The following is a 25,201-nucleotide window of genomic DNA, read 5'->3' as shown; positions in this document are numbered from 1 at the left end:
CCAACTGATGCGCTGACGAGGGAAAATAAAGCTGAATTTAAATAATAACGTATATAATAGCGGGATAGCTGTCACTATTGTAGACAAATTCTATTTCTAACGACACACTAAACGTGCTTTTTTATTAATCGTCGCGATGACAGTTTATTTATATACTCTCACTAATACAAAGTACAACTTGAGTATATTCAATCTGATAGGAAGGGTTATATTTATGCAAGCAGAAATCTTACTGACACTAAAGCTACAAGGGAGTTTATTTGCAGACCCTCGCCGAATTTCATTGCTCAAGCAAATCAAAGCAACAGGCTCTATTAGCCAAGGTGCTAAATTGGCTGGGATCAGCTATAAAAGTGCCTGGGATGCTATCAATGAAATGAACCAGCTTGCTGACGATATTTTAGTGGATAGAGCCACTGGCGGTAAAGGTGGTGGTGGCACAACATTGACCCACTATGGGGAAAGACTGCTACAGCTATACGACTTACTGGCACAAATTCAGCAAAAAGCCTTTGATGTTCTCAAAGAAGACACATTACCTCTTGATAGTCTTCTAGCCGCGATTTCCCGTTTTTCATTGCAAACCAGCGCGCGTAATCAGTTTTTTGGTACTCTGATTGCTCGTGACCATCACCAAGTTCAACAACATGTCCAAGTGTTATTGGCCGACAATAAAACCATCATTAATGCCGCTCTTACAGAACAGAGTGCCAACCGTCTACGCCTTACTGAAGGTAAGGAAGTACTCGCTCTGATTAAAGCACCTTGGATAAAATTGACGAAGCAACCAATAAAAAATAGTGAATTTGACAATCAACTCGCTGGGAAGATAACCGCACTTGAACGTGGTCAAGAAAACAGCGAAGTGATCGTGACCCTATTAGGTGGTGAGAGCCTATGCTCTACCCTCAGTAACCAAGAAGTCGATAGCCAACAATTGCAGCTCAACGATAATGTCACAGCGCTATTTAATGCCGATCAAGTGATTATTGCCACACTATGCTAACCACGTGCACTTATCTAAATACGCCATTTCCTCACCAATAGATAAGTGCAAGCTTGTTTTTTGTGCGCCTTTCTCCAGTGAATGATTGACTTTATCTGTAATCATGATTATTTGTTGAGGTGACAGGTAAATAACGACAAAAATAATGACAAAAATAAGGAAGTGGCATGAAAGCAATCACCCTTCGTCACAGCAGCTTTAAGCTCAGTGACACACAAACACTGGATATTCCTGAATTAGCCATTAATCAGCATGAAAGTTGGGCGTTTATTGGGGCCAATGGTAGTGGTAAGTCATCACTTGCAAAAGCGTTATCAGGGGAACTAAAACCACTCTCAGGTATTGTGGAAAATAGCTTTGTATCTCCCGTACGCCTCTCTTTCGAACAACTGCAAAACATGATTAATGAAGAGTGGCAGCGTAATAACACGGATCTGCTTAGTGAAGATGAAGACGATACCGGATATACCGCCGCTGAAATTATCCAACTCCACCACCGAGACAATGAATACTGTCTTGAACTGGCCACAAAATTTGGCATTCACGATCTGCTTTCTAGACGCTTTAAATATCTGTCAACAGGGGAAACACGCAAAGTTTTACTCTGCCAAACCCTTATGGGGGAACCTGATTTATTAGTGCTTGATGAGCCTTTTGATGGCCTTGATGTCTATTCACGAAATAATCTGAGCGAGTTACTTAGCAGCTTATCTGAAAAAGGGTTAACAATTGTATTGATCCTGAACCGATTTGATGAGTTACCCGACTTTATTGACAATATGGGCGTATTAGCCGACTGCAAACTGACTTTATCAGGCAGCCGTGAGTCAGTACTTGCTAACACGTTAATCACCCAGCTTCAACATAGCGAAAGCTTAAAACATCTCACTATCCCTGAAATGGAAGATCCAACGGCTGAAGCCCCACTTCCTAGCGATATTCCACGGGTTATTTTGAAAAACGGCGTGGTCAGCTATAACGACAAACCGATTTTGCATGGTTTGAACTGGCAGGTTAATCCCAATGAGCATTGGCAAATTATCGGCGAAAACGGTGCAGGGAAATCCACGCTATTAAGCCTAATTACCGGAGATCATCCTCAAGGCTATAGTAATGATTTAACGCTATTTGGTCGTCGCAGAGGCACAGGTGAGACGATTTGGGATATCAAACGCCATATTGGTTATGTTAGTAACAGCATTCATCAAGAGTACCGCGTCGCGACTAGCGTGATTAATGTGATCATCTCTGGGTTCCACGACTCAATTGGTTTATATCAGACACCTTCTGATCGCCAAATTCAACTGGCTTATGAGTGGCTAGCCCTACTCGGTTTTCCCTCACAAACAGCACAACAACCTTTCCATAGCTTATCATGGGGTCAGCAAAGACTTGTGCTTATCGCACGCGCCTTAGTCAAACATCCGGCTGTTTTGATTTTAGATGAGCCACTTCAAGGGCTAGATGGTTTAAACCGTTTATTAGTCCTACGTTTTATTGATGTAATGCTCAGCCAAGGCACGACTCAGCTTCTTTTTGTTACTCACCATCAAGAAGATGCGCCAACTTGCATTACCCATCGATTGAAGTTTGTTCCTGATAACGGCAAATATCGTTATGACATAGAAACTGTCGAGCAACAAACGGTCTAACCGCGCCATCATTGGGGTCGATAATGTTCGATTATCGACCTAAATTAATCTAATGATTAGTTCGCACACTTAATACTCAGCTATATAACCTGTTTATTTATATTAATTTTTTATCATTCCAGACCAATAGCTGTGCTTTTTCCTCGGAAAATAACTGAAAACAATTACACTGTGCCGCTTTAAATAATTCGAATAGATTTTAGGAACAACGTATGGCCAGTTGGTTTATTTTGGCGGCTTCACTCACAACACTTGCAACGCATCGATTTATTGCCACATTTTTACTCTTACTTGCGACAACAATAGCACTATTTACGGGTGTACTAAGTTGGCAAGCAATTCTCTTATTTGTCGCTATTACTGTCATTGGCGTGATAGGTTGGCGCTTTCAATATCATGTCTGGGTCAAAGTTATTAGCGAGGTCACGCTTGTTATCTGCGCTGTAGGCCTATTGATTCATTTTTTCCCAGGATTTCATAACCTCAAATACCTCGATAGCGTGATTGTTGGCGAGCAAAGCAGACCATTTACCATGTACTTTAACTTTGATAAGGCCTTGGTTCCTTTTGTTTTGTTATTTTGTCTCCCCAGCCTATTTTCAGCTCAAGCCCCCAAAACAGCAAAACCTTGGCAATGGTGGTTACTGATCATTGCCGTTCCTATGTTATTGGTTGTTGCTGCCATTGCGGGAGGACTAGGTTTTGAGTGGCATTTGCCGACTTGGTTACCTGCATTCATTATTTGCAATTTATTATTTGTCTCATTAGCCGAAGAAGCATTATTTCGTGGCTATCTCCAGCAGCGCCTCACTCAATGGTTTGGCTCCCCTTATCTTGCATTAGTCGTGTGTGCCTTAGTGTTTGGGGCTGTGCATTTCGCGGGAGGCCCGTTGCTGATCCTTTTTGCGACCCTTGCAGGAATTATTTATGGACTAGCATGGATGTGGAGTGGCAAATTATGGCTTGCTGTATCGTTTCACTTCGGGTTAAATCTATTGCATCTGTTATTTTTTACTTACCCAGTCAAAATGGTTGCTGGATAAAAAACAAGCTGATTAAGGTACGATTTTTATCCAAATAACCGACTGACTATCACTTTTTTGATTTGGTTTGGGTAAAACATCAGTTGTGACTAGCGTTCGGATTGACTATCCCTATAATGTAAGTCAGCAATGATTCATTTTAATTTGAATGTACTGATAGGAGTTTAAGCTATGGCTGTAACTAAACTGGTTTTGGTAAGACACGGTGAGAGCGAGTGGAACAAAGAGAACCGTTTCACTGGCTGGACTGATGTTGAGCTGTCAGACAAAGGCCGTGAAGAAGCAAAAAATGCAGGCCAACTGCTGAAAGATGAAGGCTTTGTCTTTGATTTCGCCTATACCTCAGTTCTGAAACGTGCTATCCATACCTTATGGAACATCCTTGATCAGGTTGATCAGCAATGGCTGCCTGTTGAAAAGAGCTGGAAACTAAATGAGCGTCACTATGGTGCACTGCAAGGTCTAGATAAATCAGAAACTGCGGCTAAATATGGTGATGAGCAAGTTAAACTCTGGCGCCGTGGTTTTGCCATCACGCCACCTGAGCTAACAAAAGATGACGAACGTTTCCCAGGCCACGATCCACGCTATGCAAAACTGTCTAGCGAGGAACTGCCAGTAACAGAAAGCTTAGCAACAACCATTGAGCGTGTTGTGCCTTACTGGGAACAAGAGATCAAACCACGTGTTGCGGCGGGTGAAAAAGTGATTATTGCAGCTCACGGTAACTCACTGCGTGCGCTGGTAAAATACTTGGATAACATGGGCGAAGAAGAAATTCTTAACCTCAATATCCCAACAGCAGTGCCACTGGTTTATGAGTTTGATGAAAACATGAAACCAATCAAACATTACTATCTTGGCAACCAAGATGAAATCGCTGCAAAACAAGCAGCGGTTGCCAACCAAGGCAAAGCAAAATAATTAAAGTTAAATAAAGTAAAGGGTTGGCTAATCGCCAACCCTTTTTGTATGACATATTCCAATGAATAATAATACGTTAAAAATTAAAATAGATATCTAACGCCTAACACAAGCTCTTGTGACTTAAGGTGCGCTTTCATCTGCTCATCCTGTATGCCACGCGCATTGGCAAAACGATTCATACCGCTTTCGATTTTCCCTAAATCAATATAACGATATCCCAAGTCAAAATTTAATTTATCAATAGGCTCGTAACTTACACCAGCGCCAATCGAGTACGCTAAGTTAGTGTCAGTATTGCTACCATATTGACGTGCGGCATTACCTTGCCATCCCGATGATTTCACTTTTGCAACACCCAATCCCACGGTGCCATACACTGAAATCCCTTGGTAGATATCATAATCACGATAAACATTCAGCATTAAACGCTGCGATTCCGTTTTGTGATGATTAAAGCTGGTTGAAAAAGCGGTTGAGCCACTGGTGTACTCCGCTTTTTTATTAAAACTATACTCCCCTTCGGTACGCCAGCCATTACCATACTGATAACCCGCTGCAAGAGAAGCATTGTAGAAATCATCTTTATCATCACCAGAAACAAACTGGCCAATCCCTGGGCGGAGACTCGTATCCATACTATCCGCTTTTTGCCACACTTTAGAAAGTCGTGCGGAACCGTAATATCCCTCTTGGTTAGTTGACGCAAAAGCACTTCCCATCGTGCTGATTAATGCAAATGTTAACGATGCAAGTTGTAACTTCCTCATTAATATTTCCCTTTAGTTATAATATCGAAAAGGGATTATTTACTTTAGCGACTATTAAAGAAAGAGAAGTTTTTTGAATGATTTGTTCATTTTTACTGAAAACAAAAAATATAAAACTAAGATAATAAAAATAAACAAACTATAATAACGAGTAAATACAGTGAATAGCTCGACAAGAAAAATCTTAAATATTGATTTTTCCTTGCATTATTTATTCATGAGCAGAAAGGCCACAAAAACCCCTTTTACAGGTATTTTTAGCGGATCGTGATTTAAGGTATTTTGGCGTTTTATTTTTGGTAGTGCGATTATGTTCATCATGAACTCATCCGAAAATAGCTCAACACAACCAAAAAGTAAGTTTAGATTGCTCTATCGCTATCTACACCATATCGGTCAATAGCTTTAGAGATTCTAATCTCATAATAAGTAATAGGAGAGTGGTATGCTGCCTGTCGGTTTACCAATCTAAAGAGTACGACTCTCCTATCTAATAACGTAAAAAAGCCAGAGCAACAAGACTCTGGCTTCCTATATGAAATACTATCGATTACTTCTGGCGACGAGCAATCACCGCATCAGACAATTGGCGCAATACTTTTTCTGTATCATCCCATCCGATACATGCGTCAGTGACGCTTTTCCCATAAACCAGAGGCTCACCTGACTCTAGGCTTTGATTGCCTTCAACAAGGTGGCTTTCGATCATGACACCTGTAATAGAGCGATCACCTTGGCGTAATTGCTCGCTGACGTCATCAGCAACTATCATTTGTCTTTCAAATTTCTTGTTACTGTTTGCGTGGCTAAAGTCAATCATAATGCTGGGGGTTAGACCTGCATTCACTAGCCCTTCGCGCACCGCCTTAACGTGTTCCGCACTGTAGTTTGGCTCTTTACCACCACGTAAAATAATGTGGCAATCTGGGTTCCCGCTAGTATTGACGATTGCAGAATGCCCCCATTTGGTGACCGATAAGAAACAATGCGGTGAACGTGCTGAATTAATCGCATCAATAGCGATCTTAATCGTGCCATCTGTTCCATTTTTAAAGCCAACTGGGCAAGAGAGACCAGAAGCCAATTCACGATGTACTTGCGATTCTGTTGTGCGTGCACCAATCGCCCCCCAGCTCATTAGGTCAGCGACATATTGAGGGCTGATCATATCGAGAAATTCACCTGCGGTCGGCAGGCCTTGGTCATTAATTTTCACCAATAGTTCACGGGCAATACGTAGCCCTTCATTGATATTAAAGCTATTGTCCATATTAGGGTCATTAATTAGCCCTTTCCAACCTACTGTGGTACGCGGTTTTTCAAAATACACACGCATCACAATTTCTAGCGAATCTTTGAGTTCTTCTCGTAACTTATTAAGGCGCTCGGCATATTCCAGAGCAGCTTTAGTATCATGAATAGAGCAAGGACCAATCACAACCACAAGGCGATCATCTTCGCCTGACAGTATATTATGGATGGCGAGACGTGCTTCATGAACGGTAAACGCCGCTTTGTCCGTCGCTGGAAACTTCTCCAACAACGCAATTGGTGGCAATAATTCTTTTATTTGTTTAATTCTGACGTCATCGTTCTGATAATTCATACCCGTTAATCCAATGTTTATTTTTTTATATAGATGATTTACATACCCTATGGATTCCAATAGCAGGCCGATGGTAAACACTTACTTTTAAGCGAAGAGAGATTCTCTTACCACTCACAATGCTGCAACTTGAAAGACGACAGGTATCGAAATTTTAATCTAACCGTTCAGCCGCCTTCTGTAAACAGGCAAGCTTAGTATGAAATAGTTAGTTTTAAGCTTTCAGATTATAAAATGAGGCTAAAGGCGATTAAACAGCACAATAGCCCCATATTTAGGGGGAATTTTAGAGTAAAAAACAATAAAAACGGCAAAACATCGATAATGTTACTTTAGCCGTTTTATTGTTAATTTTCGTCACTGTGGTTTATGAGAGGGGCACAGAGCCGTTTTGTTTTGCCGATTTCACCCAAAGCCTTGAACCATTCAGCGCGATACCTAGCAAAATGAGGTACTCTAATGACATCGCATATACCCCTTGCTTATAGAATACGATAATACTAATTACGTTGATGATCACCCATAAAAGCCAATTTTCAACGTACTTACGCGTCATCAGGATCATTGCAACCACAGATAATACTGTCATGGTCGAATCCCAGAATGGAAATGCATCGGGTTCTAACACAGGCATTGTTAGGTTAGCGCCAAACAGATTCAAAATGTTAATTGCCCATTCCGCCAATACCCCAAAGACCCAATCAATATTGTATGTTAGGTAAATGATCACAAATAAAGAGATGATCACTGTTATCGTCGCCTTAGGCATGCTTAACCAACGAATTTTCAGTTCCGTTTGTTGCTGGTTATCCACTCGGCTCCACGCATACCAACCATAAATATTGGCGATAAAGAAAAATACCTGTAAAAGTAAATTAGCATACAGTTGGATTTGAAAAAAAATCACCCCAAACAGCGTCACATTGATTAAACCAAACAAGTAATTAATGGTTTTTTCAAGACTAGCTAGCAAAATACATAACAAACCAGCCACTGTTCCTACTGCTTCGATGTATGACAATTCATACACACTATCCCATAGAGGAATATTCACTAATACATTACTTGTGCTAAAGAAATCCATCCCAAAATCCTTCTCTCAACCCTATGTCATGCCACATTATGATTCCGCGTGGCCTCGATATAAACAATAGTGCTCTTTTATTTTAGACTCTCTGCAAAATCTAGCATTCTATTTAAAGGTAACATCGCTTTTTGACGTAGCGCTTCACTCACATAAATTTGATGTTGCTCCCCGTGACTCTCTAAGGCTTGTGCTATTGCTTTTAAACCATTCATCGCCATCCAAGGGCAATGGGCACAAGTACGGCATGTCGCACCTTCCCCCGCGGTCGGCGCGATATACAAAGACTTATCAGGGCACGCTTGCTGCATTTTATAAAAAATGCCTTTATCGGTCGCGACTATCATTGATGGATGAGGCAACGTTTGCGCCGCTTTGATTAATTGGCTTGTCGAGCCGACAGCATCAGCAAGCTCGACAACAGCTTGAGGAGACTCAGGGTGAACCAGCACCGCCGCTTCTGGATACAGCGCTTTCATTTTGCTCAGAGACTGGGTTTTAAATTCATCATGAACAATACAAGCGCCCTGCCAACACAAAATATCAGCCCCTGTTTGTTGTTGAACATAACGGCCAAGATGGCGGTCAGGCGCCCAAATAATTTTCTCGCCTAGGCTATCAAGATGCTCGATTAATTCTACCGCAATACTGGATGTCACCACCCAATCTGCTCGTGCTTTCACCGCCGCAGAGGTATTCGCATAAACCACCACTGTACGATCAGGGTGCTGATCGCAAAAACGCGCAAAATCCGCCTCTGGGCAGCCTAAATCAAGTGAACATTCGGCATCTAATGTTGGCATTAAAACGGTTTTTTCAGGGCTTAAGATTTTTGCGGTTTCCCCCATAAAACGTACCCCCGCGACTAGCAGGGTTGATGCACTATGACGGGCGCCAAAACGAGCCATTTCCAGAGAGTCAGCAACACATCCACCTGTTTCCTCAGCCAATGCTTGGATTTCAGGATCGGTATAATAATGTGCAACTATCACCGCATTTTTTTCCAGCAATAACGCTTTGATGCGCTCACGATAAAATGCTTTCTCTTCTGAGCTTAGCAATGCAGGTCTAGCAGGGAACGGATAAACCGACTGGTTAAAATCAATAAACTCGCTCATCTTGTGCCTCTGTTTAGCATAATGCAATTTTACATCTAAAATTGCCTATAAAATGGGTCGAAAACCACATTTTTGTTTTATATACTAAACAAGATACCCCAATTCATTGAGGAAGTCTTCTCGATTTTTGGTGATGATGGCGTGATTTCTCACTATTTCACTAAATAATCATGATAATTATCGAGTTTTTTAGCATTTTAGTCATTTTACAGGTATCTTAGCCACATCAATAAATTCGATGGGTTAGCTATGGAATCACCTGCATCTTTAATCAATAAAATTATTTCCGTTTCTTTGCTCGATCCTAGAATTGATGCCGTCATTTTGACAGGCTCAAGAGGTAGAGAACAACAAATTGATCATTATTCAGACATTGATATTGAATTAGTCGGTTCAGGTGTAACAGCACTTTTTCATGACCAACAATGGATACACCAATTTGGTCAGCCTCTAGTGGCTCTACATCTTACAAATGGTGGTGAAAATGAGCCTGAATGCCCGACTTGTTTAGCGATTTACGAGCAAGGAAGAAAAGTTGATTTTACCTTTGCTGAGCCAAGTCGATTGCAAAAGATGAAGCAATATGGGCTTGATAATACTTATGCCCGTGGCTACACCATTTTACTCGATAAAAGCGGTATCACAGATAACCTTCCCGACAGTGATCAGGTACAACTTCCGCCTAAGCAACTCAGTCAAAACAAATTCACGTTTATTGTGAACGAATTTTGGTATGAATCACATCAAGTTGCGATTGCCCTTTCGCGTAATGAACTCTGGAGCGCTTGGTCAAGAGACGTTGATATGAAAAATGCCCTACTGACGATGTTAGAGTGCTATGTCTCAAACAAAAGTAAAGGGCAGCAAGATGTTTGGTATCACGGCAGAGCATATCAACAATGGATGCCAGAGCACATTATCCAAGCAATGGAAACCTTGTTTGATTACCGTAATGCGCAACAAGCTGCATACAGCTTACATCTGTTGATGAAATGCTTTGATGAAATCACGGTGGAAGTCGCCCAGCAGCTCAATTATACCATCGACCACACTCTTGGCCAGCGCATGCAAACACTGGTAGTTGGCATGTTGCAAGATAACAGTTTATTGCCTGAAGGGATCTGACGCGATTTTACCATATAAAACACAATAAAAAACCGCCCCTCTCGTTGTTACTGATGGGGCGGTATCGTTTTTAAGTAAAGCTATTTTTTCAGTTTAGCAAATTCGTCTTTGGCTTTTTGTAACTGTTTTTGGAATTCAGGGTTGGAGTGTAAAGTTGCTACCGCACCCGATGCAACGATACGAGCTGCATCAACATCACTTTGCCAATGGTAACCACAGATGACTCGGCTTTGGCCAAGTTCATAACCACGTTTTAAAATTTTATCTTGGTTTTCTGGGTTAATTTCTGACAATACGAGTGCAGATGCCCAGCCAATTGCGGTGTGTCCAGAAGGATAAGAGCCATTCTTAGATAATTTGTCCTGATCTTTCGTGTTACAGGTAGCAACACCGTAGAACGCAAATGGACGAATGCGCATGTATTTCTCTTTGGCTGAGCGAGTTGCTAAATCCCCCGCATCTTCAATCATATTCGTCAGCAATTTATGAATTTCAGGCGCATCCTTTTCGGTAATGGGATAACCAAAAGCTTCAGAAAATGCGTTCGCAACACCGCCCGCAGCCAGATCAGCATCCTTAGCGGCTTGTTCTCCACGCTCAGTATTTCGCAATAAACGGCCTTTTTCATACATCGCTTGGTCGTTTAAAAATAAGATACTGCCCACTTCAGGTGGTGGCGGCAATAACGCTAAACTATCAATAGCCTGTGAGTTTTTTAAATAATAAAGATCGGGTTTAGTTGTCACATCATTGCCGGGAGGGATCGCCGCAAATACACTGGTTGAAACAAAAGCCCCTGCGCAGAATACTGCTAATAGTTTTTTCATCCGCTAGTCCTTTCCTAGTCTTTGCCATAGATAAAATAATTTATATTTTACAAGGTGATCAGTTATTGATGTTTTATTTAGACTAGTCCAAGTAGGTCAGTAATACCTTGCGTAAGTTCTCAAAAAAAGAAGTCAATACCCACACAATAACTCAGGCTGAATGGTTTTTGCTCAAGAGTTAGGTGATGATAGCCACAAGATCGCGACTAAATATCGACTTACTCATACGAAGAGGTTTGAAAATCGGCGTCTACACGTGTCCATTCCCAATGCCGCCCCTTACCCTAATACTGGTATAATTAATCGATTAGGAGAGGATACAGGCGCATTTCTGGAAATCATCGACACATACGAGCCATTGTGGCCAATATAGCGCTATTTTGCTTGATGGGCTTTTAGATTGAATAACACAATTTAACTAAGCTAGAAAATGGAAGGATTTGAAGATAATGGCATTTCTATAGATGGTGGGTCGTGCAGGATTCGAACCTGCGACCAATTGATTAAAAGTCAACTGCTCTACCGACTGAGCTAACGACCCATCTAATATGACTGGATTTTGTTATCTTAAGATGGTGGGTCGTGCAGGATTCGAACCTGCGACCAATTGATTAAAAGTCAACTGCTCTACCGACTGAGCTAACGACCCATCTGATATAACTGATTTTTCTATTTTAAGATGGCGGTCGTGCAGGGTGACTCATTGTGTTTGAGGCCTAATACGAACAAGCGTTCAATGAGCTCTTGTTCTACCGACTAAATTAACTCACACATCTTAAAGCACATTAACGAAATAGAGGCTGTTAATGGTGGGTCGTGCAGGATTCGAACCTGCGACCAATTGATTAAAAGTCAACTGCTCTACCGACTGAGCTAACGACCCATTAAACTTAACAACTTATTCTTGCGTCAACGGCGGCTTATATTACTCATTTCTGACGATGGTGCAATGATTTTTTTGAAAAAAACGATTGAATGCACACTTATCATACGGTTAACCCCGAAATATTCGGTAATTACTTCTTCGGGGTTAATCATTAAAGTGAGCTAAGCTTTTTCTCTGCAAGTTTAGCACCAGCGCTATTCGGATACTGTTTCAGCACCTGTTGATAAACCGCTTTTGCTTTATCCTTCTGCCCTTTGTCTTGCATGATCAGGCCGACTTTATACAGAGCCTCACTGCTTTTTTGGGATTTAGGATATTCTTTCACAACAGTTGCAAAGTAGAATGCCGCATCATCTTTGCTACCTTTATTATAGTTAAGTTGCCCTAACCAATAGTTAGCATTAGATTGATAGCTGGATTTGGGATAGCTTTTAATAAAGCTTTGTAATGCACCGATGGCCTCATCGATTTGCGCTTTAGATTTGCTTTTCATCGCAAGCGCAACTGCAGCATTATAATCTTCCTTTTCGCCACCACCAGAAGCTTCTGGTGCAGGTGCTGAAGTGGAGGAGTCCGCTGCTGCCGATGAATTTGATGATTCTGTAGTACCGCCACTCACCTGACCTAATTGCATATACAAATCTTTTTGGCGCTCAACAATTTGATTCAGTTTATATTGATTTTCCTGAATCTGACCACGCAATGTATCGATATCGCGTTGGTTGTCAGCAATCTGTTGCTGGATTTGATATAAGATCTGGCCTTGAGAGTTAACTGCCGTCTCAAGCTGAGTAAGACGATCACCGGATGAACCGGATCCGACATTAATGATTGGCGCTTGGGCAATAGCGGCCCAAGGGGCCGCTACGCCAACCAATAACGACAGACCTACAAATAAATGTCTGAAGTTACTGTTCATAAGAGATAATTTCGCTTATCGATTAGTATGCAATAACTGCACGACGGTTTTTAGCGTAATCAGCTTCTGTGTGACCTAACACAGCTGGTTTTTCTTTACCGTAAGAAACCAGAGAAACTTGATCACCCGCTACGCCTTTGCTTTGCAGGTACATTTTAACTGCATTAGCACGACGTTCACCCAGTGCGATGTTGTACTCAGGAGTACCACGCTCATCCGCATGACCTTCAACAACAACTTTAACAGATGGGTTGTTACGTAGGAAAGCTGCATGAGCATCTAACATATCAGCGTATTCTGGAGATACGTTGTATTTATCGAAACCGAAGTAAACGATATTGTTATTTTGCAGTTCTTGCATTTGCTGACGTGCCAGCTCTTCCGCAGACAGACCGCTGTTAGTTTGGTTCATTGAAGAATCCGCGCCATTTTGGTCATTGTTTTTGTTAGAGCTACAAGCTGCGACAGCCATGATTGGTAATGCGATCATCAGCCCTTTAAGCACTTTATTCAGTTGCATCGTTTTGATCCTTAATAGTTTGCCACACATTATTATTATGCATCACAGATACGGCGACCAAGCAGGAAATTTAACCTGTCCATCGGTTGCCGGAAGACGCGCTTTGAAACGCCCGTCGGTCGAAACTAGCTGCAATATAGTCCCCAAGCCTTGAGAGGAGCTATAAATAACCATAGTGCCGTTAGGTGCGATACTCGGCGTTTCATCTAGAAACGTTTTCGTTAAATATTCAACGTTACCCGTCGCCAGATCCTGTTTGGCGATATGCTGCTGACCACCGCCGGAGCTGACCATTACAATGAAAGATCCATCCGGGCTAACATCAGCGTCCTGATTTTGTGTACCTTCCCAGGTCACACGTTCAGGGCTACCGCCATTAATATTAATCTTGTAAATTTGCGGACGACCCGCTTGGTCAGATGTATAGACCAATGTTTGACTATCTGGCATCCAGCTTGGCTCTGTATTATTACTACGACCATCAGTCACTTGACGAATTTGGCCGCTCGCTAAATCCATAATATAAAGATTTAAGCTACCTGTTTTTGACAAAGCAAAAGCCAGTTTAGTCCCATCTGGAGAAAACGCTGGAGCACCATTATGACGAGGGAATGATGCAACCTGACGAACGGCGCCAGTTGATAGCGTCTGAATCACCAGTGCTGAACTGCCACTTTCAAACGTAACATACGCCAAACGCTCACCATCAGGTGACCAAGTTGGCGACATCAAAGGTTCCGGAGAACGATGAACCGTAAATTGGTTATAGCCATCGTAATCAGAAACACGTAATTCATAAGGGTATTGACCGCCTTTATTAGTCACAACATAGGCGATACGTGTACGGAATGCACCACGAATACCAGTCAGCTTTTCAAAAACTTCATCGCTTGCGGTATGGGCGGCATAACGTAACCACTCTTTAGTGACCTTATACTGGTTTTGAGATAAGACCGTGCCTGGGCTACCAGCAACATCAACTAATTGGTAGCTAACCACATAGCTGCCATCAGCCGCGGGTTGGATTTGACCGACAACAACGGCATTAATCCCCAATGCTGTCCAAGCCTCAGGAACTACTTCAGAAGCGGTCGCAGGTTGTTGAGGCATACGACTAGGCTCAATAGGGTTAAATTTGCCACTATTGCGTAAATCAGCACCAACAATTTGCCCGATTTCTTGTGGAGGTGTACCTGAGCCAGACCATTTAAAAGGAACAACCCCTATTGGCTGAGCACTATTAACACCTTCCGTGATCTCAATACGGATTTCAGCCTGAGCAACTGTTGCCCATAACATGAGGAACCCGAGAACTACTTTAAAAGCCTGCTTCATCCTTATCTCCCTTACTGTGGTATTCACTGCCACAATAATTCGCTGAATTTTAACAAAGGTATACTAACAAAACTAGATATTGTAAGAACTATTTATGCTATAGCAGACATAAATTCAATACAGACAGCTCCGACTTATCTTATTTTGGGCTAAATACAACTGTACTTCCTTGTTTTTTAAATGCTTCATACACATCCGCCGGTGGGCGTGGTAACGTTGCAAGGTTTGCAGCTCTGATTGCTGCACTACACAGTGCTGGGTCATTAGAAGCATTATTTTTAGGGGTAATACTTACTAATAAGCCATCAGGTGCAATTTGTAACTTAAGTTCACACGTACGTCCACGGTAAGTATCTGAATCATAAAACTTACTCTGAATCGCGGCTTTTATTTTACTTGCATAATTTTCAACGTCTGCATTGGATGCCCCAGAACGTTTACCGCCACCTTGGCCTGCGGAAGCCGCTCCACCTTCACGACTTGGCCCTGTAGAGGTCAAATCACCGAGTAGATTATCAATCTCAGCGGAATTTTTTGCAGCCTCTGCTTTCTCTTTAGCTGCTTTGGCTTTTGCTTCCTTATCGGCTTTGGCCTTAGCTTCTTTAGCTGCTTTAGCTTTCGCTTCTTTCTCCGCTTTCTCTTTCGCCTCTTTTTCCGCTTTCGCCTTAGCATCAGCCGCTGCTTTCGCTTTTATCGCTTCAGCTTCTTTTTTCGCTTCGGCCTCTGCTTTTTCCTTCGCGGCAGCTTGTTCTTTAATCAAGCGTTCTTTTTCTGCTTTGGCTTTTGCCGCCGCTTCTTCCGCTATTTTTTGCTCTTCCTTCGCTTTTCTTGCCGCTTCAGCTGCTTGTTTTTGTTGCTGCTCAACTTGTTTTTGCCGCTCCTGCGCTTCTCGTTCACTTTGAATACGCTCTTGCTCAAGCTGTTGCAGACGTTTTTGTTCCTGCTCTTGCTTTTCCCTTAGCTCAGCTTCTTGTTTACGCTCTTTCTCTTTACGCTCTTTAGCTGCTTGTTTAGCGCTATTTTCTTGTTGTTGCATTTGGTTATATTGCTGAACAACCGCGCCGGGATCGACCATCACCGCATCGATGACAGTCCCCTCCTCCCCTCCGCCGCCAAGTTTGACAACGGAAACTAAGGAACCAATTATAATTAGGCCTATCAATAAAACGTGCAACGCAAGCGACGTTAGAAGAGAAAGCCTTAAATTATCTTTTTTCTCTTTTGTCTTTCCCACAATTGGTTTCCAAAAAAAGAATCATTACTCACTCAATTACATGGGTTGAGTCATTAAACCGACCGATTTGATCCCAGCTTGATGCAAAATATTCAATGCCTTAATCACTTCATCATAGGGCACTTCTTTTGCACCACCGATAAGGAAAATCGCCTTTGGATTTTTATCTAGCTGAGCTTTCGCTTCAGCCGCAATCTGTTCTGGTGGTAGTAGCTCTAAGCGCTCACCATCAATTAACATATTGTATTGACCAACTCCCGCAACCTCTAAAATAATCGGTGGATTATCGCTTGATGATACGGTCTGGCTTTCAGCGGCATCCGGCAGATCAACCTCCACGCTTTGTGAAATAATCGGTGCTGTCGCCATAAAAATTAGCAACAGTACCAACAAAACATCCAGCAATGGAACAATGTTGATTTCGGATTTTAGCTCACGTCTGCGACTATTGCGCGCCATTCGCTTATCTCCCCATATTATTTCTTATCAGCAGAGAATGCTTGGCGATGTAAGATAGCCAGAAACTCTTCCATAAAGTTATCGTAGCTCTGTTCTAGCTTATTGACTCGCTGATTTAATCGGTTATATGCCATTACCGCTGGGATTGCTGCAAACAAACCAATTGCTGTTGCAATCAACGCTTCAGCGATACCCGGCGCTACCATTTGTAGTGTTGCTTGTTTAACCGCACCTAATGCAATAAAGGCATGCATAATTCCCCATACCGTACCAAAAAGACCAATATAAGGGCTAATAGAACCAACCGTCCCTAAAAATGGGATATGCGCTTCTACGGATTCAAGCTCACGGTTCATCGAAATGCGCATAGCACGAGATGCCCCGGTGACAACAGCATCCGGTGCATGAATATTCGCTTGGTGTAAACGAACAAACTCTTTGAAACCTGCATGGAAAATTTGTTCTGCTCCACTTAGCGAGTCACGGCGAGCCTGACTTTCTTTGTATAAGCGAGATAACTCAATACCAGACCAAAACTTATCTTCAAACGCTTCCGCTTCTCGAGCTGCCGCATTTAAAATTTTTGTTCTCTGAATAATGATGGCCCAAGAAGCAATAGAGAAACCAATCAAAACGAACATAATGATCTGAACCAATAGGCTCGCTTTTAGGAATAAATCCACGATATTCATGTCAGTCACTGTTTAAACTCCGCGACAATAGACTTAGGAAGCGCTGTCGGCTTCATTTTTGATGTGTCCACACAAGCAATCAGGGCCGTAGCCCCGCAAAGCAGGTTACCTTGTGAATCAATTAACCTTTGTTGAAAGGTTAAAGAGGCACGCTTCATCTCAATGATTTGTGTCTCAATTTCCAATAAATCGTCCAGCCGAGCCGCTCTGACAAAGTCCGTTGTCATACTCCTGACAACAAACCCGATATTCTCAGCCAGTAAACTTTGTTGATTGATACCTTTATCCCGTAGCATCTCGGTCCTAGCCCGTTCAAAAAAAGCGAGATAACGTGCATGATAAACCACACCGCCCGCATCCGTATCTTCATAATAGACGCGAACAGGCCAACGAAATAACATAACAATCACTCCATCCTAGGTTAAATTAATTAACGGTGCCACTATACTCAAGACGGTGGCGCTTTGGAATGACCTAGGGGTAAAGTTATCAAAAAAAAATTATGGATCCGCAGACCCATAATTGACAATTAGATTAGCTGAAGACTTTAACCAAGCCCCAGATAAGGATAATGATGGCAGGTAAAGGATGGAAAAGTAGTCGCCAAATCAATTTATTAGGTCGAAATCCGACACCAAAAATCATGCCACTACAGGTTGCCCAAATAAGTAATAACCCTTGCCAGATAAGAAATGAGCTGGTTTTAGCCGCAAATTGGGTTGGATCCCACATGACACTCCCAGCAATCCCTAACGCTAATATAAGGATAAGGATCCGTACCGGACCCTTATCCAATAGCTGATAGCTTTTATCCACCAGCATTATTTATTACTCGCCATCTTTAGCAGCAGCTTTATCTTCCGCATGCTCTAAAGCTAGAGCTGCAATCACTGCAAAACTACAAGCTAACAGCGTGCCAAGAATCCAGGCAAAATACCACATATGTTATGCTCCTTAATACAGTGAATGCTTGTTGCCTTCGATGAAGTTTTTGTCCAAACGGCCAAACATTTTGTAGTAACACCACGCAGTGTAAGCCAATACAATTGGAACAAAAATAATCGCAACAACCGTCATAACTTGCAGAGTAAACAGGCTAGATGTTGCATCCCACATGGTCAAACTTGCATTTGGCATGATGTTTGATGGCATGATGAATGGGAACATTGCAACACCACAAGTTAAAATGATACAAGCGATAGTGAGAGATGAACTCACAAACGCTAACGCATTTTTGTCTGCTTTACTAAACAGCATAGTCAACAGTGGCAATACCACACCTAGAGCAGGTAATGCCCACAGCACAGGATAGTTGTTGAAATTAGTCAACCACGCACCTGAAGCAACTTCGACAGTTTTGTTCAGTGGGTTAGATACGCTTAATGTATCGATAGTTGAAGTCACAACGTAGCCATCGATACCCATAACCAACCAAGCACCTGCACCTGCGAAAGCCAGCAGAGTTAATAATGCTGTTACATAAGTTGCTTTACGAACACGTAGGTGTAGTTCACCAGTCGTACGCATTTGTAAGTATGTTGCACCTTGAGTCACAATCATCATTAAGCTAACAACACCAGCTAACAGACCATATGGGTTCAGTAGGCCGAACAAGTTACCTGTATAAGTCAGATATTGTTGGCTATCGATTTGGAATGGAACACCTAAAAGCAGGTTACCAAACGCAACACCGATAACTAATGGTGGAACGAAACCACCGATAAATAGACCCCAGTCCCACATGTTGCGCCATTTTGGATTCTCCAACTTAGAACGGTAGTCAAAACCGACTGGGCGGAAGAACAGTGCTGCAAGCACTAAAATCATCGCGACATAGAAACCTGAGAATGCCGCAGCATACACTTGTGGCCATGCTGCAAACATCGCACCACCTGCGGTGATCAACCAAACTTGGTTACCATCCCAGTGCGGCGCAACTGAGTTAATCATGATACGGCGATCAGTATCTGTTTTACCTAGAATTGGTAATAAGAAGCCGACGCCCATGTCAAAGCCATCCGTGACAGCGAAGCCAATCAGCAGAACGCCGATTAGAATCCACCACACAAATCGAAGAACTTCATAATCAAACATAAGTGGACTCCTGTTTACTGAACGTCTTGTGCAGAGTTGTTTTTCTGTTCAAAGTGGTAGCGGCCAGTTTTCAGGCTGCTTGGCCCTTTACGAGCGAATTTGAACATCAGGAACAATTCAGCAATTAAGAACAGTGTATACAGACCACAGATCAGAGCTAGAGAGAAAATCAGATCATGGGTTGTCAAGTTTGAGTGTGCAACGGAAACAGGGAGAACCTCACCGATAGCCCACGGCTGACGACCATATTCTGCAACGAACCAGCCTGATTCAATCGCAATCCACGGTAATGGAATACCGAACAATGCGGTACGTAGTAACCATTTGTTTTGACCAATACGGTTGCGTACCACTGACAGGAAGGATAGACCGATGATAATCAGCAGCAGGAAGCCTACGCCAACCATGATACGGAATGCCCAGAACAATGGACCTACATTCGGGATACTATCTTTAACCGCTTTTTGGATCTGTGCTTCTGTTGCATCAACAATATTTGGTGCGTATTGTTTCAGCAGAAGACCATAACCTAAATCTTTCTTGTTCGCTTCGAAAGATTTACGCAACTCAGGGTCTTTATTACCCGCAAGAAGTTGTTGTAACTCACCGTATGCAATCATACCGTTACGAATACGAACTTCGTGTTGCTTCATCAGATCTTTCAGACCTAGAACTGGTGTATCCAGTGAACGCGTTGTGATAAGACCCATCACCCATGGAATTTCAATTGCAAATTTGTTTTCCATTTTTTCGGTGTCAGGCCAAGCGATCAGGTTAAACGCTGCAGGTGGAGCATGCGTTTCCCACTCAGCTTCTACCGCGGCTAACTTGGTCTTCTGCACGTCACCCATTTCGTAGCCTGATTCATCACCAAGAACGATAACAGATAGTACAGCGGCAATACCGAAGCTTGCAGCGATTGCAAATGAACGTTTAGCAAACGCAAGGTCACGGCCCTTAAGCATATAGTAAGAGCTGATACCCAGAACAAACATCGCACCAGTACAATAACCAGCAGCAACTGTGTGAACGAATTTAACTTGTGCAACAGGGTTCAGGACCAGCTCAGAGAAGCTGACCATTTCCATACGCATTGTTTCGAAGTTAAAGTCTGCAGCGATAGGGTTTTGCATCCAACCGTTCGCAACGAGGATCCACAGCGCAGAGAAGTTAGAACCTAAAGCAACTAACCAAGTCACCGCAAGGTGTTGAGTTTTGCTTAAGCGATCCCAACCAAAGAAGAACAAACCAACAAACGTTGATTCAAGGAAGAATGCCATCAAACCTTCGATTGCCAGTGGTGCACCGAAGATATCTCCAACATAGTGGGCATAGTAAGACCAGTTAGTCCCGAATTGGAACTCCATAGTCAAACCAGTGGCAACACCTAGAGCAAAGTTAATACCAAATAACTTGCCCCAGAATTTAGTCATATCTTTATAAATTTGCTTACCAGACAGCACATATACCGTTTCCATGATCGCAAGCAAAAACGCCATACCAAGCGTTAGTGGTACGAACAGGAAGTGATACATCGCAGTTAAGGCAAACTGTAATCTTGACAGTTCGACAATATCAAACATCTTGACTCCTTGCTCCTAGCAGGAAGACACCGACTTGCGGCAACCCAGCTTCCAATACAATTAAAGAAAGCCTCTTAACTACCAGCAAAAAATGCCTCAAAACAACAAATAATTAACAAAATCAAAAACTCTAACGACACTATAATAATAGTACGCTTATCTTCACATACAATAAACTTCTTTTGCGTGATTCAGATTTGAATTCTGAATATATATCAATAATTATACCCTATAATAGAAAAATGAGTATTTGATCGCACACCAATTTAAGCAAATTATAAAAATAATGCTAGTACTAATGAATTGATTTGCGTCAACTTTTTTGATTATTGTTAAGCGATTATCCTTATCATCAATTAATGGTTATTTAAATGTTAATTGTCTGTTATTGATAATAGTACAAATATTCTTAATTTTCTAAAAGAGAGCCTAAAAAATTAACTTTTTATTTAAAACTTCATAAAAAGATAATTTAATTTATAATATTAGCCTATTTGGTTTTTATTATGAATTTTATTAATTACTAAATAATCTCTGCTTATTTGACTATTTTAGATTTATTAATTAAGACTAAGCATCCGTTATTAAAAATGGCACTTTAGTAGTATATTTAATCACATTGAGTGAAAAACACCCAATTTAAGACTAGAGTACAACATTTAAGCAGTATAAATAACCGTCAAACGGCGATAATTGGAACCCGTTAAAGGGTAGTTGCATAGTACAATTAAATCTAAAAAAACTAGGCCGCTAAAAAGAGTACGACACTCCATCTCACGTATCCACACTGCGATAATCCGCTAATTTATCGATAACAGCACCTGTGTTATCCCTCTGTATTTAGTGCTCCACGCACAACAAAAAAGGCCCGTATTCTTTTGGAATACGAGCCTCACTGTTTTAAATGTTTATGCTAAGCGAGAGCTTATTTTGCCAACATTGATTTCACAGCATCGCCAATGTCTGCCAAGCTACGTACTGTTTTCACGCCCGCAGCTTCTAATGCAGCAAATTTCTCGTCAGCTGTACCTTTACCGCCAGCGATAATCGCACCAGCGTGGCCCATACGCTTACCTTTAGGCGCTGTTACACCTGCAATGTAACCAACAACTGGCTTAGTTACGTGCTCTTTGATGTAAGCAGCCGCTTCTTCTTCTGCGTTACCACCGATTTCACCGATCATGACGATTGCTTCGGTTTGTGGGTCTTCTTGGAACATCTTCAGGATGTCAATGAAGTTTGAACCTGGGATTGGGTCACCACCGATACCAACACAAGTTGATTGGCCAAGACCTGCATCTGTCGTTTGTTTTACCGCTTCATAAGTCAGCGTACCTGAACGTGAAACGATACCGACTTTACCTGGCATATGGATATGACCTGGTTGGATACCAATTTTACATTCACCCGGCGTGATAACACCTGGGCAGTTTGGACCGATCATGCGTACGCCAGCTTCATCTAATTTCACTTTCACAGTCAGCATATCCAGCGTTGGGATACCTTCAGTAATAGTGATAATCAGTTTAATGCCTGCATCAATTGCTTCTAAGATAGAATCTTTACAAAATGGTGCTGGAACATAGATAACAGAAGCGGTTGCGCCTGTCGCTTCTACAGCTTCACGAACAGTATTAAATACAGGTAGGCCTAAGTGAGTTGTGCCACCTTTACCCGGAGTCACACCACCAACCATTTTAGTACCGTAAGCAATCGCTTGTTCGGAGTGGAAAGTACCTTGACCGCCAGTGAAACCTTGGCAAATTACTTTGGTGTTTTTATCGATTAAAATAGACATTATTTGGCCTCCGCCGCTGCTACTGCTTTCTTAGCTGCATCCGTCAGGCTGTTTGCTGCGATAATATTCAGACCGCTATCAGCCAGTTTCTTCGCACCTAACTCTGCATTGTTACCTTCTAAACGAACCACTACTGGTACATTCACGCCAACTTCTTCTACTGCACCAATGATGCCGTCTGCAATCAGGTCACAGCGAACGATACCACCAAAAATGTTAACGAAAACAGCTTTAACGCTCTTATCTGAAAGGATAATTTTAAATGCTTCAGTTACGCGTTCTTTAGTTGCGCCACCACCAACGTCTAAGAAGTTAGCTGGTGCACCGCCGTGCAGTTTAACGATATCCATGGTTCCCATTGCAAGACCTGCACCGTTAACCATACAACCGATGTTGCCATCAAGTGCAACATAGTTCAGTTCCCACTGTGCAGCTTGTGCTTCGCGCGCATCTTCTTGAGATGGGTCATGCATTTCACGCATTTCTGCTTGGCGATATAGTGCGTTGCTATCAACACCTAATTTACCATCCAAACAAACTAGGTCGCCTTCAGTATTGATAACTAATGGGTTGACTTCGATTAGAGCAAGGTCACGCTCTAAGAACATAGTCGCTAGGCCCATGAAGATCTTAGCGAATTGGCTAACTTGTTTACCCGTTAAGCCTAATTTAAATGCTAATTCACGGCCTTGGAAAGGCATAGGACCTGTTAATGGGTCGATAACTGCTTTGTGGATCAGTTCTGGCGTTTCTTCAGCAACTTTCTCAATCTCAACACCACCTTCGGTAGAAGCCATAAACACAACACGACGTGTGCCACGGTCAACTACTGCACCCAAATACAGCTCTTTAGCAATATCTGTCGCATGTTCAACAAGGATTTGGTTAACAGGCTGACCATTTGCATCTGTTTGGTAAGTAACAAGGTTTTTACCTAACCATTTTTCAGCAAATTCTTTGATATCGTTGATATTGCTTGTGACTTTAACGCCGCCAGCTTTACCACGTCCACCTGCGTGAACTTGGCATTTAACAACCCATGGGCCGTTTCCGATTTTTTTAGCCGCTTCTACAGCTTCATCTGCTGATGAGCAGGCATAACCCGTTGGTGCTGGCAAACCGTAGCGTGTAAAAAGCTGTTTTGCCTGATACTCGTGTAAATTCATGATGTTCTATCCATAATTGAGTCTGAAGAGGCGTTTATTCGCCTCCTGCAATTGTTACTGATTTAGCAACCGGCGGGAGCCGGTTGCATCGGTTACTTCAGACCGGACAGGTATGCCCCTGCCCTGTTATGTTGCTATACGTCCAGCAGTAAACGAGTTGGATCTTCCAGCATATCTTTGATAGCCACTAAGAAGCCAACTGACTCTTTACCATCAATTAGGCGGTGGTCATAAGATAATGCAAGGTACATCATTGGAAGAATTTCGACCTTACCGTTAACCGCCATAGGGCGATCTTTAATAGCATGCATGCCTAAGATTGCACTTTGTGGTGGGTTAATGATAGGTGTGGACATGAGAGAACCAAATACGCCGCCATTAGTGATAGTGAAGTTACCACCAGTTAAGTCTTCAACCGTTAATTTACCGTCGCGACCTTTAACAGCCAGTTCTTTAATTGTCTTCTCGATATCAGCCATGCTCATCGCATCAACGTCACGCAATACTGGTGTTACCAGACCACGAGGTGTCGATACCGCAATACTGATGTCGAAATAGTTGTGGTAAACCACATCTGTACCGTCAATAGAAGCATTCACTTCTGGATAACGTTTCAGTGCTTCGACCGCTGCTTTAATGTAGAAAGACATAAAGCCTAAACGCACACCGTGACGTTTTTCGAACGCTTCACCATATTGCTTACGCAGATCTTTGATTGGCTGCATGTTAACTTCGTTAAAGGTTGTTAACATCGCAGTGCTGTTTTTCGCTTCCAACAGACGCTCAGCAATACGTTTACGCAGACGTGTCATTGGTACACGTTTTTCGCTACGATGTGCCAGTGGCGCTTGTGGAGCAGCAGGTGCTTGTGCTTTAGCAGCAGGCGCTGATTTGTTCGCTGCTAAATGTTTTTCAACATCTTCGCGAGTCAGACGACCACCAACACCCGTGCCTTTAATATCTGCTGGGTTAAGATCATGCTCTGCAACTAAGCGACGGATCGCTGGAGACAGTGCATCATTGCTCTCTTCTTCCAAGCTCGCCGTTTGACGTTGTGCAGGTGCAGCTTCTTGAGCAGGTTTCACATCCGCTGGCATGCCAGTGCTATCACCCAAACGAATACGGCCTAACAGTTGTTTAGATAACACTGTTGCACCTTCGTCTTCAACGATAGCTTCTAGTACACCCGCTTCACTTGCAGGAACTTCTAGTACAACTTTATCCGTTTCGATTTCAACCAGCACTTCGTCACGTTCAACGCTATCACCTGGTTTTTTATGCCATGTGGCAACCGTAGCATCAGCAACGGATTCAGGAAGATCTGGAACAAGAATTTCTACACTACTCATTTTCTATCCTT

Annotated in this window: 24 protein-coding genes and 3 tRNA genes; 5 read left to right on the top strand and 22 right to left on the bottom strand. The window is 42.4% G+C overall.

Translation table 11 applies throughout. The features are described 5' to 3' along the window. The first annotated feature begins 214 nt into the window (after window positions 1-214). The 4 genes from modE to gpmA all read left to right on the top strand — a co-directional run bounded on the left by modE (window position 215) and on the right by gpmA (window position 4,625). Window positions 215-1,006 carry a molybdenum-dependent transcriptional regulator gene (modE, locus tag PSE69_RS12230; RefSeq protein ID WP_014657765.1) on the top strand — a complete coding sequence of 264 codons (792 nt, stop codon included), beginning with the start codon at window positions 215-217 and terminating at the stop codon, window positions 1,004-1,006. A gap of 167 nt (window positions 1,007-1,173) precedes the next feature. Further along, window positions 1,174-2,658 carry a molybdate ABC transporter ATP-binding protein ModF gene (gene modF / locus PSE69_RS12225; RefSeq protein ID WP_004917805.1) on the top strand — a complete coding sequence of 495 codons (1,485 nt, stop codon included), beginning with the start codon at window positions 1,174-1,176 and terminating at the stop codon, window positions 2,656-2,658. Between the two features lie 212 nt (window positions 2,659-2,870). After that, window positions 2,871-3,701, top strand: coding sequence for a CPBP family intramembrane glutamic endopeptidase (locus tag PSE69_RS12220; RefSeq protein WP_014657763.1), 831 nt, complete (start codon window positions 2,871-2,873; stop codon window positions 3,699-3,701). Window positions 3,702-3,872: 171 nt separating this feature from the next. Further along, the gene (gpmA, locus tag PSE69_RS12215; RefSeq protein ID WP_004917803.1) at window positions 3,873-4,625 is read left to right on the top strand and encodes a 2,3-diphosphoglycerate-dependent phosphoglycerate mutase; all 753 of its coding nucleotides are present in this window, start codon (window positions 3,873-3,875) and stop codon (window positions 4,623-4,625) included. Between the two features lie 83 nt (window positions 4,626-4,708). On the opposite strand, the gene PSE69_RS12210 is transcribed toward gpmA, so the two are convergent. The 4 genes from PSE69_RS12210 to nadA all read right to left on the bottom strand — a co-directional run bounded on the left by PSE69_RS12210 (window position 4,709) and on the right by nadA (window position 9,203). Next, window positions 4,709-5,395 (bottom strand): outer membrane protein, encoded by a 687-nt coding sequence (locus tag PSE69_RS12210; RefSeq protein ID WP_004917800.1) that lies wholly within the window; start codon window positions 5,393-5,395, stop codon window positions 4,709-4,711. A gap of 550 nt (window positions 5,396-5,945) precedes the next feature. Continuing rightward, window positions 5,946-7,001, bottom strand: coding sequence for a 3-deoxy-7-phosphoheptulonate synthase AroG (gene aroG / locus PSE69_RS12205; RefSeq protein ID WP_014657762.1), 1,056 nt, complete (start codon window positions 6,999-7,001; stop codon window positions 5,946-5,948). A gap of 367 nt (window positions 7,002-7,368) precedes the next feature. Then, window positions 7,369-8,085: a nicotinamide riboside transporter PnuC gene (pnuC, locus tag PSE69_RS12200; RefSeq protein ID WP_053110329.1), complete on the bottom strand. Its 717-nt coding sequence runs from the start codon at window positions 8,083-8,085 to the stop codon at window positions 7,369-7,371. Window positions 8,086-8,162: 77 nt separating this feature from the next. Then, a complete protein-coding gene (gene nadA / locus PSE69_RS12195; protein ID WP_004917794.1) occupies window positions 8,163-9,203 on the bottom strand; it encodes a quinolinate synthase NadA in 1,041 nt (346 codons plus the stop codon). Window positions 9,204-9,452: 249 nt separating this feature from the next. Here nadA and PSE69_RS12190 point away from each other — a divergent pair, with 249 nt between their 5' ends. After that, window positions 9,453-10,328: an aminoglycoside 6-adenylyltransferase gene (locus tag PSE69_RS12190; protein WP_004917792.1), complete on the top strand. Its 876-nt coding sequence runs from the start codon at window positions 9,453-9,455 to the stop codon at window positions 10,326-10,328. Window positions 10,329-10,408: 80 nt separating this feature from the next. Here PSE69_RS12190 and phoC read toward each other — a convergent pair whose 3' ends face one another. From phoC to odhB, 18 genes are all read right to left on the bottom strand, one after another. After that, entirely contained in the window at window positions 10,409-11,155 is a 747-nt protein-coding gene (gene phoC, locus PSE69_RS12185; RefSeq protein WP_004917790.1) for an acid phosphatase PhoC, read from the bottom strand. Window positions 11,156-11,620: 465 nt separating this feature from the next. Further along, window positions 11,621-11,696, bottom strand: a tRNA-Lys gene (locus PSE69_RS12180). Between the two features lie 32 nt (window positions 11,697-11,728). Next, window positions 11,729-11,804, bottom strand: a tRNA-Lys gene (locus PSE69_RS12175). Window positions 11,805-11,962: 158 nt separating this feature from the next. Further along, window positions 11,963-12,038: transfer RNA gene (locus PSE69_RS12170), tRNA-Lys, on the bottom strand. Between the two features lie 154 nt (window positions 12,039-12,192). Then, the gene (gene cpoB, locus PSE69_RS12165; protein WP_004917784.1) at window positions 12,193-12,960 is read right to left on the bottom strand and encodes a cell division protein CpoB; all 768 of its coding nucleotides are present in this window, start codon (window positions 12,958-12,960) and stop codon (window positions 12,193-12,195) included. 22 nt (window positions 12,961-12,982) lie between these two features. Then, window positions 12,983-13,480, bottom strand: a complete 498-nt coding sequence (gene pal / locus PSE69_RS12160; protein WP_014657760.1) for a peptidoglycan-associated lipoprotein Pal — start codon at window positions 13,478-13,480, stop codon at window positions 12,983-12,985. Window positions 13,481-13,522: 42 nt separating this feature from the next. After that, window positions 13,523-14,815, bottom strand: a complete 1,293-nt coding sequence (gene tolB / locus PSE69_RS12155) for a Tol-Pal system beta propeller repeat protein TolB (RefSeq protein WP_004917780.1) — start codon at window positions 14,813-14,815, stop codon at window positions 13,523-13,525. Between the two features lie 139 nt (window positions 14,816-14,954). Then, a complete protein-coding gene (gene tolA / locus PSE69_RS12150) occupies window positions 14,955-16,049 on the bottom strand; it encodes a cell envelope integrity protein TolA (RefSeq protein ID WP_121874862.1) in 1,095 nt (364 codons plus the stop codon). A gap of 36 nt (window positions 16,050-16,085) precedes the next feature. Then, on the bottom strand, window positions 16,086-16,508 hold the full coding sequence (tolR, locus tag PSE69_RS12145; protein WP_004917775.1) for a colicin uptake protein TolR: 423 nt from the start codon (window positions 16,506-16,508) through the stop codon (window positions 16,086-16,088). Window positions 16,509-16,525: 17 nt separating this feature from the next. Beyond that, window positions 16,526-17,209: a Tol-Pal system protein TolQ gene (gene tolQ / locus PSE69_RS12140; protein WP_004917773.1), complete on the bottom strand. Its 684-nt coding sequence runs from the start codon at window positions 17,207-17,209 to the stop codon at window positions 16,526-16,528. Further along, window positions 17,206-17,601, bottom strand: coding sequence for a tol-pal system-associated acyl-CoA thioesterase (gene ybgC, locus PSE69_RS12135; RefSeq protein ID WP_004917771.1), 396 nt, complete (start codon window positions 17,599-17,601; stop codon window positions 17,206-17,208). Before ybgC ends, tolQ begins: the two co-directional genes overlap by 4 nt. A gap of 133 nt (window positions 17,602-17,734) precedes the next feature. Continuing rightward, window positions 17,735-18,022, bottom strand: a complete 288-nt coding sequence (gene ybgE, locus PSE69_RS12130; RefSeq protein ID WP_004917770.1) for a cyd operon protein YbgE — start codon at window positions 18,020-18,022, stop codon at window positions 17,735-17,737. A 6-nt stretch (window positions 18,023-18,028) separates the two neighbouring features. Continuing rightward, window positions 18,029-18,142 (bottom strand): cytochrome bd-I oxidase subunit CydX, encoded by a 114-nt coding sequence (gene cydX / locus PSE69_RS12125; RefSeq protein WP_008912071.1) that lies wholly within the window; start codon window positions 18,140-18,142, stop codon window positions 18,029-18,031. A 12-nt stretch (window positions 18,143-18,154) separates the two neighbouring features. Continuing rightward, window positions 18,155-19,294, bottom strand: coding sequence for a cytochrome d ubiquinol oxidase subunit II (cydB, locus tag PSE69_RS12120; protein ID WP_004917768.1), 1,140 nt, complete (start codon window positions 19,292-19,294; stop codon window positions 18,155-18,157). A gap of 14 nt (window positions 19,295-19,308) precedes the next feature. Continuing rightward, window positions 19,309-20,877, bottom strand: coding sequence for a cytochrome ubiquinol oxidase subunit I (gene cydA / locus PSE69_RS12115; protein WP_004917765.1), 1,569 nt, complete (start codon window positions 20,875-20,877; stop codon window positions 19,309-19,311). A gap of 925 nt (window positions 20,878-21,802) precedes the next feature. Then, a complete protein-coding gene (gene sucD / locus PSE69_RS12110; protein WP_004917763.1) occupies window positions 21,803-22,675 on the bottom strand; it encodes a succinate--CoA ligase subunit alpha in 873 nt (290 codons plus the stop codon). Continuing rightward, a complete protein-coding gene (gene sucC, locus PSE69_RS12105; protein WP_004917759.1) occupies window positions 22,675-23,841 on the bottom strand; it encodes an ADP-forming succinate--CoA ligase subunit beta in 1,167 nt (388 codons plus the stop codon). The genes sucD and sucC overlap by 1 nt, the downstream gene beginning before the upstream one ends. 134 nt (window positions 23,842-23,975) lie before the next feature. Beyond that, window positions 23,976-25,190 (bottom strand): 2-oxoglutarate dehydrogenase complex dihydrolipoyllysine-residue succinyltransferase, encoded by a 1,215-nt coding sequence (odhB, locus tag PSE69_RS12100; protein ID WP_004917758.1) that lies wholly within the window; start codon window positions 25,188-25,190, stop codon window positions 23,976-23,978. Between the last annotated feature and the right edge of the window lie 11 nt (window positions 25,191-25,201).

It is taken from the genome of Providencia sp. PROV122 (assembly GCF_028482365.1).
In the GTDB taxonomy this organism is placed as follows: domain Bacteria; phylum Pseudomonadota; class Gammaproteobacteria; order Enterobacterales; family Enterobacteriaceae; genus Providencia; species Providencia stuartii.
This window is presented reverse-complemented; position numbering and strand designations above follow the sequence as displayed.